Here is an 18082-nt window from a genome sequence, read left to right as displayed (position 1 = left end):
CTGTGTTGAACAGTGCACCCTGCGCTGTGGTAACGTCGTCCATTGGAAGGTCTTTTTTGTGTCCGAAAGTGCTGTGTCGTAACACCTTTCTAACACATCGAGGGCCTTCTTCTCTTTTGGCTCATGAATAATCCAGGCTAGGGAGCCCTAGACGTCGTCCGCTCATTTACGCGAGGACAGTGAATGGCGTACGGCGGTCACGAAGCTGCGACCGACGGGGAGTTCGCTGCCGTCATCGAGTTCCAGGGCGTACCGGCTGCCCTTACGAGAGCGCAGACGTCGCGCGCGGTCCAGGTTTACGGCGTACGAGCGATGCACCCTAAGGAGGACGCTCGGGGCCTGTTCGATCGCACCGCTTAGCGATGCCCGGTACAACCCTCGCGCCCCATCGCATAGGCTCACTTCCACGTAGTTGCCGGCGGCTTGCAAACTGACCACATCGCGAAGGGCGAGGCGCTGTCCCTCGAGGGCGAGGGACGCGGGTTGCCGCTGAGCGGTTTGCTGCTCCCGTGTCGGCCCAGCTGCAGGACGGGAGACGCGGTTGTGCGTCTCTATGGCGAGTAGCGAGATTGCTAAGGAGATGAGTAGGTAGGCGGCGTTGTCGAGAAACGCCGGTGCGTTTGTGAGCGCGATGACAGGCCAGGGGAGCAGCAGCGCAGCGAAGCGCAGGGCTTCGTTGCGTTGCGCGCTCGGCGCTTGGCCCAGCAGAACCAGCGTCAGTGCCAGGCTGGCGGCGATACCTGAGGCGGTGCGCACGTCGGCGCCCGAGAGCGCGATGAAGGTGATGAGCACCAGCACGGCGCCGATCGCAATGGGGAGCACGGGCAGCTCGAATCGCCTGCGCACGTAGGCGGCGAGGGCGAGGCCGCACGCGGCCAGACCGGCCCAGACGACGCCCTGGCGCACGCCCTGCCAGGGGTAGGGGTAGTTGATCCAGATGCGGCAGCACTCGGCGCTCAAGGCGACCAGGGCCGCCGCCGCCGCTAGCGCTACCCAACGGGCGGGCGGGTCGCGCGGGGCCCAGCCGCCGAACAGCACCAGCAGGGCGAGGAGCAGGCCCGCCTGTGTCATGCCGAGCAGGTAGTTGTCGGGACGGCGGCGCGGATCGTCGGTGACGTTGCGCAGGCCCAGGGCATGGAACTGACGGGCCGGTTCGTATCGCGCATGGAAGGCGGAAAGCCGGATGTGGACTACCGCGCGCTCGGTCTTTGGGAGATCGAGGTTGATTGCCGCGTCGATGGGGCCAGGCTGTTCCGCTGCCGCCGAGCGTCCAGGCGTCCCCTTGCTGCCACGCAGCTGACCATCGACGAAGACCTGTGCCGAGAACGGACCTGACAACGCCAGGGCGGGTGCGGTCAGCCGCAGGTCCCGGCGATCGAGGGTAAAGCGCAGCCAGCGCGCCTGCGCGAGGTGGCTGAGCTCCCACCAACGTGCTCGCTCCCAAGCGGCACTGTGCTGGGGGGGTGGGTGAGCGCCTGTCGCCTGCGCCACCTCGACATCGAGCAAAGCAGGGTGCACGTAGCGCTCGGGGCCGAGATCCAACGTGAGCCAGGCCGTCGCTAGGCTCAGGGCCAACAACAGGATGGGCCACCCCCCACTTATCGTCGCCCATCGCGTGTGTTCCGGTGAGTCGTTGGTGTCATCCATCGTGTCGTTCGCCCCAGAAGCCGGCGGATCGGTAGCGCGCGGTGTCGCCGCGCCAGATTATCGCGGGTGAAGCAGGCGCATGGGGTGCCGATGGAGAGCGCATGATGCAGAGATGGTCGGTGGCAGTCGTCGCGTGTGGGGTGGCGTTGCTCGAGTCGGCAGGCGCGGTGCCCGCCGAAGAGGCTGTGGCGGCTATCGAGGCGTACGTTCAGCCCTACCTGGATGCGGCAGCCTTCGATGGGGTCGTGCTGATCGCCGAGGGCGAGGGGATCACGTACCGAGGCGCGTTCGGCAAGGCGAGCTACGAGTTGGACGTGGCGATGCATGCCGAGCAGCGCTTTCGTATCGCTTCCCTGTCGAAGCAGATTACGCAGGTGCTCATCGCCCGCCTCGTCGACCGGGGGGGACTCGACCTCGACGCGCCGGTGGCCGAGGTTTTGCCCGAGTTCGCGCACGGGCAGCGCATCAGCACGGCGCAGCTCATCGAGCACCAGGCGGGCGTTCCCCACACGAACTCGCTCGCGTGGATGGACACCACCAAAACGATGATGCTAGAGGCGATCGTTGAGCGCCTGTCGGCCATGCCGCTCGACTTCGAGCCCGGTACGCAGCGGCGCTACTCGAACGGCGGCTACGCACTCCTCGCCGCGATCTTGGAGCGGCGCTCGGGTGTGCCTTACGGCGTGTTGCTAAGCGAGGAGCTGGCCGACTACCCCTCGCTTGGACACGAAGGGCCGTTTGCCCTCGTGCCGCGGATGGCTTCGCGCTACGCGCCTGGCGAACAGTTCGGCAAACGCGCGCGGGCGACGACGTACCACGTCTGGAACCGAATCGGCGGCGGATCCTTATACGGCGCCGCCGACGACGTGTTCCGATTGTTCTTCGATGCCTATCACGGCCGCTTGGTTTCGCCACAAGTCAGCGAGCGGCTGTTTCCGCCGCCGACTGCGCCGGTGCTGGTGACGGGTCGGTCACCGGGGGCGCTGGCGCAGGTTTTCTTCGATCCGGACCTGGAGCTCACGGTCCTAACCCTGTCATCGAACTCCGGCTGGCCCGCGTCCTTTACGCCAGACATTGCCCGCCTCTACGCGGGCGATGCCGCGCAGCTGGTGCCGGCCGACCTGGCGGACACAGTCGACGCAGGAGCCGCGCAACGCCTCGCCGGGGCGTACCTCGGCGAGCAGTTCGCATGGCGCGTTGCGCTGGTCCCGTCGAGCGATGGCCATCTCGTGTGGGTGCACGATGAGCTGCGCACGGCCTTCGCACCAACCCGGGCCGGGGCGTGGTACTTACCGATCTACGACTGGCTGTGTGAGTTCACCGGCGAGGGCGGTGCCACGATGGCCTGCCGCCAGCGAGATCCACGTAGCGAGGTGCGATTCACCTTCGCCAGGCAGCCCTAGGCCACGTCCTGACTCCACGGTATCGATGCCAGTTGATGTTATCAATGTACCAAGATAACATCGACCCTATTGCTGGATGCCGAGGAAGACTAGCGATGAAACGCGTCGAGCGAGTGCAAACGGGCGTACGCATCGAGAAGCGCTTGTTGAAGGTCTTGAAGGGGTTGGCTGAGCATTTGGACATCAGTCTGGGCGATCTGCTGGAGGGCATGACCCTGCACTGCTTCGAAGGCAAGGCGCCGTTCAGCGACGTCACGCTGGGCAAGATCGCGCAGCTGCGCGAGGTCTATGACCTCGATCTCACGGCGGACGATAGTCATCGGCTGCACGAGGGTGAGGCACCATGAGGGGCGACGGCCGCTCGCTGTGTGCGCGCTTCGAGGCAGGCACCCTAGCGCCCGACGAGTTCAGCCACGAGGACCATGTTCGGGTGGCCTTCGACCTTTTGCAGCGACACGAGTTTCTCGAGGCCACCGCCCGCTTTGGTCGCGGCGCACGCGCCTTGGCGGCGCGCTCAGGTGTGCCCGAGAGATTCAACGCCACCATCACCTTGGCGTTTTTGGCGCTGATCCGCGAATGCATGGTGCAGGAAGTGCCGGCGAGCGCGGAAGCACTTCTCCAGCAGTATCCGCAGCTTACCCATAGGGGGCTGTTGTCGCGTTGGTATTCGTCCGCTCGCCTCGCGAGCCCGCTTGCCCGTCAGGCCTTCGTGCTGCCGGATCGCGCTCCCGGGTAGGCCTTGAGTTGAGAGGGGCAGCGGGCTCGGCATCGACGCGTTCGAGCGGTACCATGGACGCCATGAATCGCGCTCGCTCCCTTGGCTGCCGCACGATGCAGGCCCTGGCGGTCCTCGCCATGTGCCTGCGCGTGGCCGTACCGGCAGGCTACATGCCCGGGAGCGTGGCGGACGACGGCTGGTACCTTCAGTGGTGCCCCGACGGCGTCGCCGTCGAAGTGTTGGAGATTCTCTTCGACGGCGCGGGCGCGGGCGATAGCGGTGCCCACGCTCACCATCATGGGGGCGGGATCTCATCCGCCTCCGCGGTCGACGACCCGGCGGACGCAGACGCCTCCTACGCGCAGTGCGACCTGTCGGGGTTCTCTGCGGACGCCCACCACGCGCAACGTCTCGCGTTCGGTCCCGCTCCCGCGTCGACCCCCTTTTTGCACGCGTTGCGCGTCACGCGACCCAGCGTCGCACGCCTGCGCACCTACCACTCCCGAGCGCCCCCGGTCGGACTCATCTGAGTTCGACAAGTTGGCGTGATCTCGTCTTCGACGAGATCGATTCGTGCACTGGCGGCCGTGCAGCTGCCATGTGCCTATCGGGAGTAATAAACGCATGATGAACTTTGCACCTTCGCGCGGCGCTACGGCGCGCCCGCGCGCGGTTAGCCCTGCGTGGCTCGTAAGCCTTGCGGTGCTCACCCTCGGCGTCAGCGCCGCTGCCCAGAGCCAGCGGATCCCTGAGATCACCGTATTCGATCGCGCCCAGGGGGACGACCGCTACGACGTGACGGACGCCGTCGCCTTCTCGGGCGCTGACCCTACCTTCCTGTTGCGCCAGGTGCCGGGCGCAACGGCCAACAACAATGGCCCGCTGAGTATGCAGGCCCAATACCGCGGCATGTTCGGGCCGCGGGTCAACGTGGCGATCGACGGCCTCGGCATCGTCAGTGGCGGTCCGAACTGGATGGACCCGCCGCTGCACTACCTGCCTTCGGGCCTGGTGGACTCGCTGGTGGTCCAGCGGGGCATCGCGCCCGTGGACGCCGGCACCAGCATCGGGGGCTCGGTGGAGGCACGTACCGTGACCAGCACCTTTACGGAGTCTGCGGACTTCCGTCTGCAGGGGCGCTTCGGCGCGGGCGGTGCAACGGCCAACGAGTCGACGGATCTCTCCGGCTTCATCGCCGCGGGCAACAATCGCCATCGCCTGCACGTACTTGGGGCGATGGAGGATGCCAACGACGCGCGGTCCGGGCGCGGTGACCTGGCGGCGACGTCCTACGAGCGTGACACGGTGGGTATCGGCTACGGGCTGCGCCTGAACGACGATGATTTCATCGCTATCGATTACCTGCGCACGGACACGGGCAACTCGGGCAACCCGGTGCTGCCCCTCGACATCGAGTTCTTCGAGACGGACCGCTTCACCCTCAGCGTCGAGTTCTCGCCCGGCGCGGTGACCCTGCAGGCGCGGGTGCGCGTGATCGATGTCGACCACCGTATGAATAACTTCGAACTGCGCAATCCGCCGGACTTCAGTCAGCTCACCCTGCCGCCCTTCCAGGACGAGGACCGACGCTTCGTGGCCGCCACCGCGAGTGGCGTCAACTGGCGCCTGGCGGCGCTGATGGACGCGGCGGGCGGCACGCTCACGATTGGTACGGACGGCGGGCTCGAGGAGCACGATGCGCAGGTGGGCGATCCGGATGTGCCACCGTTCTTCGTGACCAACTTCAACAACGCGCGCAGCGACACGGTAGCCGTATTCGCCCAATGGCAGGGCTTGGTGGCGCCACGCGTCGGCATCGAGGCGGGCGTGCGCTACGCCAACGTGTCGATGGAGGCGGGCGAGGTGGACGCACAGCCCGCGCAGCTCGTGGATGCAGGCATGTTCGGTCCTGGCACGCCGCCCTTCGCTGTGTTCACCTTGCGCAACCGATTCAACGAAGGCTCGCGCTCGGCAACAGATAACAACGTGGATGTGGTGTTCAAGGCAGACTACGAGGTGTCCGCAGACCTGTCGATAGGTTGGGGCCTCGCGCGCAAGGTGCGCTCGCCGTCGTACATCGAGCGCTTCCTGTGGATTCCCCTGGAGATCAACTCAGGGCTCGGCGATCTGAACAACTACGTCGGCGATGTCGACCTGTCGCCCGAGGTGTCCTACGAAGCGGAGTTCGGCCTGGCCTGGCAGAGCGAGCGTGCCTACGCATCGCCACGCGTGTTCGTACGACGGGTGGATGACTTCATCCAGGGTGTCGCCACGACGGACATGCCGGTGGTCGCCGTCAGCGGCAATGCCAATGGCGACCCGACGCCGTTGCAGTTCGCCAACGTTGACGCGGAGTTTTACGGCGCGGATATGGCCTTCGGCATGCGCCTCGCGCAGCACTGGCGCATCGATGGCAACCTGAGCTACGTGCGCGGTGAGCGTCGGGATATCGCGGATGACCTGTTCCGGATCATGCCCCTGAACGGCCACCTGCGGCTCGCATGGGAGCGCTCCGCCTGGTCCTTGGGCCTCGACATGACGGCGGCGGCCACCCAGGAGCGGATCTCCGAGGTGATCGTGGGTAACGAGCCGCGCAGCGACAACGACGCGGTGCCGGGCTACGCGGTCTTCGGTCTGAGCGGTCGTTGGCAGGGACGGTCGGGCATCACCGTGATGGGGGGCGTTGATAACCTACTAGACCACTTCTATGCCTCTGCGGCCTCGGGCTTCAACCGCGTAGGCGGCGGCGCAGCCACTGTCGGGAATCGACTGCCGGCGTTGGGCCGCAACGGCTGGCTACGGGTACAGTGGGCCTTTGGTGATCGCTGAGGAGTGGTGAATGAAGGCAGTGTGGAACGGCCAGGTCATCGCCGAGTCAGATGACACGGTGGTGGTGGAGGGGAATCACTACTTTCCCCTGAGCACGCTACGGCAGGAGTACGTGCGCGAGAGTACGCACAGCTCCTACTGCCCGTGGAAGGGCGAGGCCAGCTACTACACGCTGGAGGTAAGCGGGCAGACCAATCCGAATGCGGCGTGGTACTACCCGGCGCCCAAGCCGAAGGCCGAGCAGATTCGCGATCGGGTCGCCTTCTGGGCGGGCGTGCAGGTCAGCGAGTAGACTAGGAGCCTGCATGGGACGGGTGCGGTCAACGCGGCCGCATCCGTGCCGTTACGTCAAAACACAGGTAAGTCGAGGGACGAGAGTCGATGAGCGCATGGATTGGGCGGGCGTGCGGTCGCAGGATCGCAGGGCCATGGCGAAGGATTTCGCTGCTTGCGCTCCTGCTCAGCCTGGCGTTGCCGGCCCTGGCGGCGCCCCACTCGGTGAGCCAGTTCCAGCGGCGTGGCTTCGAGCCGCTTGCGGGCGAGGCGCTCGCAGAACTCGTGGTGGGCAACGCGCTGCTTTGGGAGGAGTTGACCTCGAGGCAGCGCTTCGATTCCGTCTTCCTGCCCTCGGGTGTGCGCCTGCTGCGCCCAAGGGGCGCGATCAGGGCCGGGGTTGCCACCTTGCGTGAGCAGCATATCGCCACGACGGCCCGCTACAAGGTGCACCACGACCGCGTGAGCACGACCTTCGAAGACGAGCGCTTCGATTTCCAGATCTATCAGGTGGGCAAGGCCACCTACGCACACCGCCTGCGCGACGGTGATGAGGTGCGCTGGCGCTTGATTCCCCGCGATCGAGGAGCGCTGCCGTTGATACTCACAACGGACCTTGATGCACGTGGGATCAAGCCTGTCTCCGGTAGGCGACTTCGCGACCTCGTCGCCGGTCACAAGCTCACGCTGCTGCAGCGTAGTACGGGCACGCTGACGGAAATGACGTTCAACACTGACGGCACGAGCAGCGTGCTTGACCCCGAGGGCAAGCGCACGAACGGCGTGCGCTACAGCATCTTCCAGGACCAACTTGTCACCACCATCGATGAGCGTCCGGTTTACGTCACGATCTACAACACGGCGCAGGGGTTTCTCGGTGCCCTGAACACGGATCGAGGCGTAGTCGACTGGGAGATTGTGTACCGCGAGTGATGCCCCGGCATCGCGACCCGCTCGTGCGCACTTCGACACGTTCTAACCGGCTCAAGTCTGCGGGGGCACCTCTCGTAGGCCTCCGATGTGCATTCGGATTACGTCGTATATGAGCCGGCCTCCCGCGGCCGAGCTCCTGGATTCCGTTCGTCGGAAAGGCCCATGAGCACTTGGGGTCTTCGCTGATAACGTGAACGATCTCATGGGTATGTGTCGCTCTTCTAAGTGTGCCGTCGCGGTTGGAGGACTTGCGGCGGCGCAATCCGCCTATCGCGCCACGGGTACACGGTGTTGACACGTCTCAGCGTTCTGCGAATAGTCAGAGAACGCTCAATAACTGCGAACTTATACACACGGCTCGGAAGAAGCCGAGATTCTATTAAATCGCAGCCGGCGACCAACACAGGAAGTCACCCGAGGCGACCCAGGAAGAAAAGGCGCCCGGATGAGCGTGCATATCACACAACGAGAGGGAACTACTCCAATGACCGACTCTAAGAAGCCGGACACGACGACGGCCCCGGAAGACCACACCGACAACCCCCGCCGACAGTTTTTGAAGCTCAGCGCCAGCTCCGGCGTTGCGCTAGCGTCCGGCGCTTTGGCAGTAGGCGCCTCTGGCACTGCTGCTGCTGATGACTTCAATCCCGGCGACATCGACCCGTCGATCGACGCGGATTTGCTGTCCACCCGTCGTGCCGGCGCGGCTGCCAACCTGCGCATTCAGGCGGCCAACCAGCAACGGCAGAAGACCTTCTTCGCGGGCACGCAGTTCGACAACGACGACGAAACTCGCTACGAGAACGACAACTACTACGCCAGCTTCACCAAGTGCCTACCGCACGACAACTTCGGTGAAGTCGACCCGGCGGCCTTCGAGGCCCTGGTGGCCGCCATGCGCAGCGGTGCCCAAGCGGACTTCGATGCGATCCCCCTCGACCCGACCGCCGGCCGCAAGCTCGCCAACCCCCAAGGTGCCTTCAAGTACGAGCTTGAGGGTATCGACAGCCACGCGACCCGCATGGAGCCGTCGCACACGTTCCGCGGCACGGCCATCGCCGGTGAACAGGCGGAGGTGTATTGGCAGGCGCTCACCCGTGACGTGCCCTTCAGCGAGTACGGCGTGAGCATGAACATCGCCAACGCCGTTGCTGACCTCAACAACCTCACCTCGAGCCCTGGTCCGACAGACGGCGGTTTGATCACGCCGGACACGTTGTTCCGCGGCGAAACCCCGGGTGACCTGATCGGTCCGTACATCAGCCAGTTCCTTTGGCAGCCGTTCAGCTTCGGTCCCGTCGACGTGGTTCAGCAGTATGCGGCGGGCCTGTCGGGCGTCGACTTCATGATCGACGAGGCCAACTGGCTCAACGTGCAGCGCGGCGGCTCCCCGTTGGAGACCATCAACTTCGGCGCCAAGCGTTACATCAACGACAACCGTGCGCTGTCCGAGTACGTGCACCGTGACGTGACCTACCAGGCCTACCTCCACGCCTGCCTGATTCTGCTGAGCTACGGCCCCAGCGCGTTGGACCCGGGCAACCCCTACCGTTCGGCGATCGCCAACCAGGGTAACTTCACCGCGCTCGGTGGACCGCACGTGATCGACATGGTGGGCAAGGCCGGTAACCTGTCCCTTACCGGAGCCTGGTTCCAGAAGTGGCGCGTGCACCGCTTCCTGCGTCCGGAAGCGCTCGGCGGTCGCGTGCACATGCAGCTTACCGGTCAGCGCACCTACGAGCTGAACCATGAGCTGCTGAACTCGGCGGCCGTGGCCGAGACCTTCTCGCGTAACGGTACGTACTTCTGCCCGCAGGCCTACACGGAAGGCTCACCCACCCACCCGTCCTACCCAGCCGGCCATGCCACCATCGCCGGTGCATGCGTGACTGTCCTGAAGGCGTTCTTCGACGAGAGCTTCGTGATTCCGAACCCCGTCGTCTCCACCGCCGACGGCAGCACGCTCGATACCTGGACAGGCGACACCCTTACCGTGGGCAATGAGCTGAACAAGCTCGCCAACAACGTGGCCATCGGCCGCGACGCGGCGGGCGTGCACTACCGTCAGGACGGCATCGAGGGTCTCGCGACTGGTGAACAGCAGGCGATCGCGCTGCTGCAGGATCAGTCGCGCACGCTGAACGAAGACAACTTCGACGGCTTCACCCTGACCCGCTTCGACGGCGTGACCATCAATATCAAGAACGGTGTGATCGGTCCCGGCTAGGAAGCAGCCAAGCGTCGTCTCAGTACCTGAGTCCGGCGACACTTCGCTCATCACGAGAGGCCGCCGGCGTTCGCGCCGGTGGCCTTTTTCGTATTGCAAATGCTGCGCCCAACTCTTGCTTGGTGCATGAGGGAGTCTCAAACTGCATTTTGGAAAGAAGACTGGCGTTGGTGCGATGGGCGTGACGCAACATACGGTGATGGTGAGCACGCGGGGGCGCGGTACCACAGACGTTACCGAGCAGATCGCAGAGCTGGTGTGCGCGCAGGGAGAGGGCCCTGGCTTGTGTCACGTGTTCGTTCAGCACACCAGCGCATCGCTCATGGTCTGCGAGAACGCCGACCCGCAAGTGCGGCGAGATCTCGAGGCGTTCATGCAACGGCTGACGCCGGACGGTGATCCTCTGTATCTGCATACGGAGGAGGGTCCAGACGATATGCCTGCCCACGTGCGTAGCGTGCTCACACACACGGAGCTCACGATTCCGCTCGACCTGCAAGGCCGCTTGGTGCTCGGCACTTGGCAGGGGCTCTACCTTTGGGAGCATCGCACCAGCGCCCACGAGCGCCGTTTGACCGTAACCATCTATCGTTGATAGTTGGGGCAGCGGAGCGTACCGAGGGGTGTAGCCTGATCCAAGGTGCTTTGTGATACACGTGGCTCGCTTGCTCGAGCCCGTGTGATGAACCTCTCAGAATGCCATGTGTTAACTGTCTTCAGATGGGTACGTTTGCGCCTGAAGAATCCTGTAAGCTAACTTTTGCATCAGGTGTTCATTGGTAAGGCATCCCCGATGCAAACGCAGATTTCGCGCGGAGCGCAGACCGGATTCACTTTGATCGAGTTGATGATCGTGGTGGCGATCGTTGGCATCCTTTCTTCGATCGCGACCAGCTTCGTACAGACCTATGCGATCCGTGCCAAGGTGACCGAAGGGGTAGTGATCGCTGCAGCGGCGAAGGTGGCCGTGTCGGAATATGTCGCTATGTATGGCGAGTTACCGCCGAGCAACGGGCAAGAGACCTTCGAGGGATTCGTTCAGGATGTGCAAAGCCCCTACGTCGAGTCTCTCGACTGGCACGTGGGCCAGCGTATCGAGATCGAGTTCGATGAGGACGCGCTCGGCATCGACGGTGAGATCGAGATCGGCCTAGAGCCGGTGATCGTCGGAGGTGTGGTGAACTGGCGGTGTGGGCAAGATCAGATGTCCGAGCGCAACCTAAAGTATGTGCCCAGCAACTGTCGGGAGCGGCTGTTCGATCAATGACCGGTCTGATGGCCTGGCGTGTGAACCGCGTCGGCCCGCTACGGCGGAGGGCGAGGCACCATTAGGGGATAAGTCTCGACGAACCGCGACGGCAGTACCAGGCACTCATTATGCAAGAGCGACGCAACTATTACCGCCTGCTTCAGGTGCAGCCTGATGCGCCCGTTGATGTCATCCGCACCAACTACCGCACGCTGCTGCAGAAGTGCGCAATGCACCCAGACCTCGGCGGCAGCGACCGCGGCGCGGCCGCCCTAAACCTCGCCTGGCAGACCCTACGCGATCCTCAGCAACGCGCCGAGTACGACCGGGAGCTCTTGGCGCGCTACAGCGTGCAGGTGGTCGGCCAGGGCGGAGCGGATCGTCTCGGGCAAGCGCCCCCCGCTAGCGAGGGGGAGAATCGGCGCAACCTCTACCGAGTGCTACAGGTTCAGCGTGATGCCAGCGCTCCCATCATCGAAGCCAGTTACCGAGCCTTGCTCGATCAGGCGACCGCTGATGAGTTGGCGCAATTGGAGGCGGCGTACGCGGTGTTGGGCGATCCGGGAAGGCGCCGAGCCTACGATACGGCGACGCGGTTGTCAGAGCCACTACCGCGGGATGAGGGCAGCACCTACGCGCCGCCCTCGGTGACTCGCCGGCGGCCAGAACACGAATCCTGGTCGCTGGACGATCAGCTACCGGCACGCGCCTGCTCGGGCTACGCGCCATTGATCGTGCGCTACTGCGCGTTCTGCAAGACGCCCCATGCCCAAGGCCTGTCGGACACTCAATGCGAACACCGCTGTGTCGTATGCGAGAGTCCGCTGAGCGCGCCGCCCGGTGCGGCGGACTCACCGGCGACGGGGCGCGATGCGGTCCGTCTCGACTGGGACTCCCAGGTGAGCCTGCGGCTGGATTGGCCCGGGCCCGCGGTTCCAGCAACGGTGTGTGACTTCTCACCGCACGGTGCCCTGGTCGCCTGCGATGCTCCCCTCGACGTGGGTGCCGTGGTGCGCCTTGAAGGGGCGAGCGTGTGCGCGGTCAGCGAGGTCGTTCACCGACGTGATGCGGATGCAGTGCCGGATGATGGGCCGGCGCGAGCAGGCCTAAAGTTCCTGACGGCTCGCTTCGAGCACACCCGTGGCACCTTCGTCTGCGCCGAGGCCTAAGGCTAAGGTAAGGCTAAGGCACGCGACCAAATCTGCCGCTCAGCCCGCGGCTACGGCGGGCCATCGCCTTGCGGCTCACGCCGGGGATGGGGCTGGCGCCGCCGGACCCGGGCTCGCCTGCGCCTTCTGGGCTGCCAATTCCGTTCGTACTTCTTGGGCACTCGCTTCGGTCACCTCGTGCTTGAGCATGACCAGAATGGCGATACTGGTGCCGATGATGGGCATACCCGAGTAGAAGGCGCGCAGCCCGATGATCGCTTCCTCCGTTTGCACTGCGGCGCTAGAGTCGAAGCCCACCAGGGATAGAATCGCTCCACTAAGTCCACCCGCGAAGGCGAAGCCCAGCTTCACCATCCACCAATAAATCGCTCCGAAGACGCCTTCGCGTCGTTTGCCCGTCTTCAACTCGTCTAGGTCGATGACGTCGCATGTCATCGACATCATGAGCGTGAAGAGGCTGCCAATGCCAAAGGAGAAGAAGGGAAGGGCAAACAGGAACATGTAGGGCTTGCCAGGTATGAAGAGGAACCACAGCAAGATGTAGCCGAAGATCGAGATTATTTGCGACAGGATAAAGGCTCGCTTCTTCCCCATCTGCTTCGACATCCAGGTGACCGTGGGGATGACGACGAACGTAGTGACTAGGGCGCCGATGCTCCCGAACAGGGTTGGCCACACGCCCGCGGCCTCCGCGTCGCCGCTGAACAGGTACCAAACCACGATGAAGAAGGAGAAGGCGGCAACCGTATTGAACGCATTGAAGATCAAGAACGTAGCGATGCAGAGTTGGCGAAACGGCTTGGAGGTAAACGCCTCCTTGAAGCCGTCGAAGATCTCCTTGAGGCTTCCGCTGACGTTGGCCATCGAGAGGGGTAGGTAGTCGGTTCGATCGACCGTTGACTCGCTCTTGAGGAACAGCGCCGGCACCATAGCGAAGAGCATGCAGATCACCCCAACCCAAATCGATAGGGTCCGCACGGCGGCATCGCCCGATGAGAAGAAGGCGGGGTCGTACATAATCACCCAGAACCAGGGCGCGATTACCCAAGCCCACTGACCAATCCACTGCGCCACCGCCATGATGTTTGTGCGCTCGTGGAAGTCCGTGCTCATCTCGTAGCCCATGGCAACGTAGGGCACGCTGAAGATGGTCAGTCCAAGGTAGAAGAGGATCGACCAAGAGAGAAAGTAGGTGAAGTTATAGCTTAGGGAGTTATCGCGATAGAGCTGCCACATGATGATGAAGGTGACGCCCATGATGAGGGCCCCCACGAACACGTAGTGGCGTCGTCGACCGTACTTCGAGCGCGTGTTGTCCGAGATGAACCCCATGATCGGATCGGTGATGGAATCGAACACGCGCGGAAGGAAGAAGATGATTCCCCACATCCACCCGGGGAACCCAAGGTCCTGCACCAGGGCGACCATGAAGATGCTCATTACCGCTGGGAACATCTGATTGGCGAGCATGCCCACGCCGAAGGCCACCTTCGAGCCGAAGGGGACTTTGCCCGCCGTTGCTACGTCTGATCCCGTCATGTCGCGTGCACTCTATTGTGGTTGTGATTTGAGAGGTGGAAGAGCGGGACAGAAAGGGCGGTCCCGACGGCCGCTCATTGACTGGCAAGCAGCCCTGGTTTGGGTTTGGGGGCGGCTTGGTCCTGGGCCTTAAGCGTCCACCCGGTTTCATTCCACGCAATTTATCGACGCAGTTTTCCTCGAAATTGACAGCGTTGTCAATCATTGCTAGAAGGACCAGACGGGGCGCTCACGACACAATAGGCATGGTGCGTTGCCGTATCCGCCATCCGGCACGCTCTCGAGTAACTCATGGACCGCTTCAGCTCCCTGCCCTCCCGGGTCGAGGTCGACGACCCGCGCGTTCAATCGCTCCTCGCCAAGATGACCCTGGGGGAGAAGATTGGGCAGCTGCATCAGATCAACGCCGGCGAGGCGCATCTGCACGACTATCTCGCTTGGGCCCTGCCCGAGGGGCGAGTGGGGTCTGTCCTCAACGAAGTAGACGTTGATATAGTCAACGAAATGCAGCGTCGGGCCGTGGAGGAGAGTCGCCTCGGGATTCCCCTGCTCATGGGCCGCGATGTGATCCACGGCTTCAAGACCGTGATGCCGATTCCCTTGGCGCAAGCGTCTACCTGGGATCCGCAGCTGGTGGAGGAGGCGGCGCGGATCGCCGCTCGGGAGGCCGCGGCAAGTGGCGTGAACTGGACCTTCTCGCCGATGCTCGATGTCTCTCGCGATCCACGCTGGGGGCGTATCGCGGAGAGCTTCGGAGAGGATCCTACGCTCGCAGCGACGCTCGGCGCGGCGATGGTGCGGGGCTATCAGGGGGAGGCGTTGGGGACGCCTGGCAGCGTGGCCGCCTGCGCTAAGCACTTCGCTGGCTACGGGGCGGTGGAGGGAGGGCGAGACTACGCCGCCACCAACGTGCCCGAGAACGAGCTGCGCAATGTCTACCTCCCGCCCTTCCGCGCCGCTGTCAAGGCAGGCGTGACGTCACTGATGAGCTCCTTCAGCGATATCGATGGGGTACCGGCGAGTGCCAACGTGTGGTTGCTACGCACCGTACTGCGCGAGGAATGGGGCAGCGAAGCCCTGGTCGTGAGCGACTGGGATTCGGTCCGCCAGCTCGCCATTCATGGGCTCACCGTCAACGATCGCGAGAGCGCGCGGGAGGCAATGACGGCCGGCGTGGACATGGAGATGCACGGCGATGCCTACGTCAAGCATCTCGAGGAGTTGATCGCGCAAGGTGATGTCCCCCTGTCACTAATCGATCAGGCGGTCGCCCGTATCCTCGCTCTGAAGTTCTCCCTGAATCTCTTTGAGCAACCTTACACAGACGTTAGTAAGTTCCCGCCGCCAGGTGCGCCAGACGCACTCGACGTGGCGAAACGTGCGGCGCTTGCGAGCGCCGTGTTGCTGCGTAACGAAGGCGGCGTGTTGCCCCTGGACGCGCAGAGCCTCGAGCGCCTCGCGGTGATCGGGCCGCTCGCCGATGCCGTACACGATCAGTTAGGCACGTGGATCTTCGATGGAGATCCCTCCATGAGCGTTACGCCACTGCGGGCGCTTCGCGAGCTCTTGGGCGATGAGGTGGAGGTCACCTACGAGGCGGCGCTAGCCACCTCACGGGAGCGAGATGTGAGCGGCATCGAGACCGCCGTCGACCTTGCACAGCGGGCTGATGCGGTGGTCGTGTGCATTGGTGAAGAGGCGATCCTTAGCGGCGAGGCTCACTGCCGCGCGCAGATCGATCTGCCCGGCGCCCAGGCCACCCTCGTGCAGCGCCTGGCGGCGCTCGAGCGACCGGTGATCGGGGTGGTCATGGCCGGGCGGCCGCTGACCTTGGGCGCTGTGGTCGAGCATCTGGATGCGTTGTTGATCGCGTGGCACGGCGGCGCCATGGCGGGGCCGGCGATTGCAGAGCTGCTGTTTGGCCACGCGGTGCCGAGTGGCAAGCTACCGGCGAGCTTCCCGCGCATGGTGGGCCAGGTGCCCATCTACCACTCGCAGAAGAACACAGGTAAGCCGCCAACGCCGCAGAGTATCGTGCATATCGACGACATCGACCCTCACGCGCCGCAGCTATCCTTGGGGATGACGTCCTTTCACCTCGATGCGGGCTACACCCCGCTGTTTCCCTTCGGCTACGGGCTCTCGTACACGCGCTTCGTCTACCGCGATCTGCATTTGGAGCAAGACCGAGTTCGTCTGGGAGATGACGTGGTGGCGAGCGTTGAGCTCGAAAATGCAGGCGCTCACGAGGGCGTGGAGGTGGTGCAGTGGTACGTGCGCGATCTGGTGGGTAGCGTGACGCGGCCGATGCGTGAGCTCAAAGCCTTCGAGCGCGTGCGCCTCGCGCCGGGCGAGCGCCGCCGCATCACCTGCCGTTTGGCGCCGGAGGATCTCGCCTTCTACGGTCGCGATCAGCAACGACGGACCGAGGCCGGCGAGTTTCATCTTTGGGTTGGCGGCGACGCCCAGGCATCCCTGCAGGCGGGCTTCTGGCTCGAGGAGCACTAGGCGCCCGACGCCGAGCGAATGTGGCTCTACACGAGGGCCAGCGTCCTTCGAGTGGGCGCCTGTATCGCTAAGCAACACGCGCCCTGCGCACCCAGCAAGCTATTGAATTCAGTAATCGGAATACCCCCATTGGTGCCGCGACTTCACAGAACGCTCGCTTATTGCGCGCGAAGGAAGTGTGAAACTGTTCTCCCTCCGCGCCGCGTGGATGCGCCATTTGTCGGCCCAGGTCGGCCGCGTCTCATTGGGTGCGCCAGGTGCCAGGTTGTTTTGAGATTGCGTTAGGAAACAGCCGGTTCCGGGGATTGCGGACAGGAGCCCTAGCGCTGTGCCGGTGGCGAAGTACGCGAATTGTGTATCGCGCCTTTCCCCGTGTGGAATCGACGAACACTGGATAAATTGACAACGTTGTCAGCTCTTGCTACTTCTTGCGCACACAACAAATCAATGCCGCGTAGCATCGAGCGCCGGCGAAATTGCGAACTCCCGGGGGGGACATGACGCGAGCTTCATCTGCATTGCTGCAGCGAGTCATCTTGCTGTCGCTGATCGCCGGCGTCGCCGCTTGCAACGGAGACCGTGAGGCGCCGCTGTCCCAGGTCGATCGCCTGGAGGTAGTCGCCGAGGTCGACGACAGCGCGATCGACAACGAGAACATTAACAGCCCCACGCTCAAGCTATTCGACAACGCTCAGGTGTCCATGGGCGGGGCGATGACTCTCATCTTCAGCGACGAGTTCGACGGCGACCGTGTAGATCCCGAGACCTGGTTCTTCGAGACCGGCGACGGCTCGCAGTACGGCTTGGTCGGCTGGGGCAACAACGAGCTGCAGTGGTACCTGCCCAACAGTGCCCAGGTAAGCGATGGCACGCTCAAGATTACGGCGCGCCGCGAGTCCAGCAACGGCTACAACTACACCTCGGCACGCATCAACACGCGCGATCGTGTGGCCGTACGCTACGGGCGCATCGAAGCGCGCATGAAGTTGCCGGCTGGCCAAGGCATCTGGCCGGCCTTTTGGCTCCTCGGCCAGGACAGCCCTTACGGCGACTGGGCGGCCAGCGGCGAGATCGACGTCATGGAGGCGGTCAATCTCGACGGCACGGGCGGCAACGAGATTTTCGGCACGATCCACTTCGGCGGTGAGTTTCCGAGCAACCTAAGCACCTCAGAGACCTACACGCCGTCTACGGATGTGTCTGAGGAGTTCCACGTCTACGCAGTGGAGTGGGATGAGACGGAGATCCGCTGGTACGTCGATGACGTGCTCTATGCCACGCAGAATGCCTGGTCGTCGACGGCCGCACCTTTCCCCGCGCCCTTCGATCAGCCGTTCTACATTCTGCTTAACGTCGCCGTCGGCGGCAGCTTCCCCGGACCGCCGACAATCGACACGGCCTTTCCGGTGACCATGGAAGTGGACTACGTGCGGGTGTACTCCGGCGAGTCTTGAACGTTGCGGCGGGCGCTCGCCTTGACAGTTTATTGTCATGATTGTCTGACAGCGCTGTCATTCCGGGCCGGCCTACGGATTAGGCAGGCGTGACTTACTGGTCACGCCCATAACTAACAAAAATAATAAAAAA

The 18082-nt window shown here is 63.8% G+C and carries 15 protein-coding genes; 13 read left to right on the top strand and 2 right to left on the bottom strand.

Annotation, left to right across the window (positions count from 1 at the left end; all coding sequences use genetic code 11):
• Positions 1 to 162: 162 nt before the first annotated feature.
• A complete protein-coding gene (locus AAGA68_11345; protein ID MEM9385647.1) occupies positions 163 to 1647 on the bottom strand; it encodes a LytTR family DNA-binding domain-containing protein in 1485 nt (494 codons plus the stop codon).
• Between the two features lie 101 nt (positions 1648 to 1748).
• On the opposite strand from AAGA68_11345, the gene AAGA68_11340 reads away from it, so the two are divergent.
• The 11 genes from AAGA68_11340 to AAGA68_11290 all read left to right on the top strand — a co-directional run bounded on the left by AAGA68_11340 (position 1749) and on the right by AAGA68_11290 (position 12448).
• The gene (locus AAGA68_11340; GenBank protein MEM9385646.1) at positions 1749 to 3050 is read left to right on the top strand and encodes a serine hydrolase domain-containing protein; all 1302 of its coding nucleotides are present in this window, start codon (positions 1749 to 1751) and stop codon (positions 3048 to 3050) included.
• Between the two features lie 95 nt (positions 3051 to 3145).
• Positions 3146 to 3397, top strand: coding sequence for a hypothetical protein (locus AAGA68_11335; protein MEM9385645.1), 252 nt, complete (start codon positions 3146 to 3148; stop codon positions 3395 to 3397).
• Positions 3394 to 3786, top strand: a complete 393-nt coding sequence (locus AAGA68_11330; GenBank protein MEM9385644.1) for a hypothetical protein — start codon at positions 3394 to 3396, stop codon at positions 3784 to 3786. The genes AAGA68_11335 and AAGA68_11330 overlap by 4 nt, the downstream gene beginning before the upstream one ends.
• Positions 3787 to 3839: 53 nt before the next feature.
• Entirely contained in the window at positions 3840 to 4298 is a 459-nt protein-coding gene (locus AAGA68_11325; protein MEM9385643.1) for a hypothetical protein, read from the top strand.
• A gap of 94 nt (positions 4299 to 4392) precedes the next feature.
• Positions 4393 to 6597, top strand: coding sequence for a TonB-dependent receptor (locus AAGA68_11320; GenBank protein ID MEM9385642.1), 2205 nt, complete (start codon positions 4393 to 4395; stop codon positions 6595 to 6597).
• 10 nt (positions 6598 to 6607) lie between these two features.
• Positions 6608 to 6889 carry a DUF427 domain-containing protein gene (locus tag AAGA68_11315; protein MEM9385641.1) on the top strand — a complete coding sequence of 94 codons (282 nt, stop codon included), beginning with the start codon at positions 6608 to 6610 and terminating at the stop codon, positions 6887 to 6889.
• An 89-nt stretch (positions 6890 to 6978) separates the two neighbouring features.
• Positions 6979 to 7803 carry a hypothetical protein gene (locus AAGA68_11310; protein ID MEM9385640.1) on the top strand — a complete coding sequence of 275 codons (825 nt, stop codon included), beginning with the start codon at positions 6979 to 6981 and terminating at the stop codon, positions 7801 to 7803.
• A 484-nt stretch (positions 7804 to 8287) separates the two neighbouring features.
• Complete coding sequence (locus tag AAGA68_11305; GenBank protein ID MEM9385639.1) at positions 8288 to 10030, top strand: vanadium-dependent haloperoxidase; 1743 nt, start codon at positions 8288 to 8290, stop codon at positions 10028 to 10030.
• 175 nt (positions 10031 to 10205) lie between these two features.
• Entirely contained in the window at positions 10206 to 10625 is a 420-nt protein-coding gene (locus AAGA68_11300) for a secondary thiamine-phosphate synthase enzyme YjbQ (GenBank protein MEM9385638.1), read from the top strand.
• A gap of 198 nt (positions 10626 to 10823) precedes the next feature.
• Positions 10824 to 11297, top strand: coding sequence for a pilin (locus tag AAGA68_11295; protein MEM9385637.1), 474 nt, complete (start codon positions 10824 to 10826; stop codon positions 11295 to 11297).
• Between the two features lie 110 nt (positions 11298 to 11407).
• On the top strand, positions 11408 to 12448 hold the full coding sequence (locus tag AAGA68_11290) for a DnaJ domain-containing protein (GenBank protein ID MEM9385636.1): 1041 nt from the start codon (positions 11408 to 11410) through the stop codon (positions 12446 to 12448).
• A 75-nt stretch (positions 12449 to 12523) separates the two neighbouring features.
• Here AAGA68_11290 and AAGA68_11285 read toward each other — a convergent pair whose 3' ends face one another.
• A complete protein-coding gene (locus AAGA68_11285; GenBank protein ID MEM9385635.1) occupies positions 12524 to 13987 on the bottom strand; it encodes an MFS transporter in 1464 nt (487 codons plus the stop codon).
• A 291-nt stretch (positions 13988 to 14278) separates the two neighbouring features.
• On the opposite strand from AAGA68_11285, the gene AAGA68_11280 reads away from it, so the two are divergent.
• Positions 14279 to 16495, top strand: a complete 2217-nt coding sequence (locus AAGA68_11280; protein MEM9385634.1) for a glycoside hydrolase family 3 N-terminal domain-containing protein — start codon at positions 14279 to 14281, stop codon at positions 16493 to 16495.
• 497 nt (positions 16496 to 16992) lie between these two features.
• Complete coding sequence (locus tag AAGA68_11275; protein ID MEM9385633.1) at positions 16993 to 17949, top strand: glycoside hydrolase family 16 protein; 957 nt, start codon at positions 16993 to 16995, stop codon at positions 17947 to 17949.
• Positions 17950 to 18082: the final 133 nt, after the last annotated feature.

It is taken from the genome of Pseudomonadota bacterium (assembly GCA_039193195.1).
GTDB lineage: Bacteria > Pseudomonadota > Gammaproteobacteria > Steroidobacterales > JBCBZW01 > JBCBZW01.
This window is presented reverse-complemented; position numbering and strand designations above follow the sequence as displayed.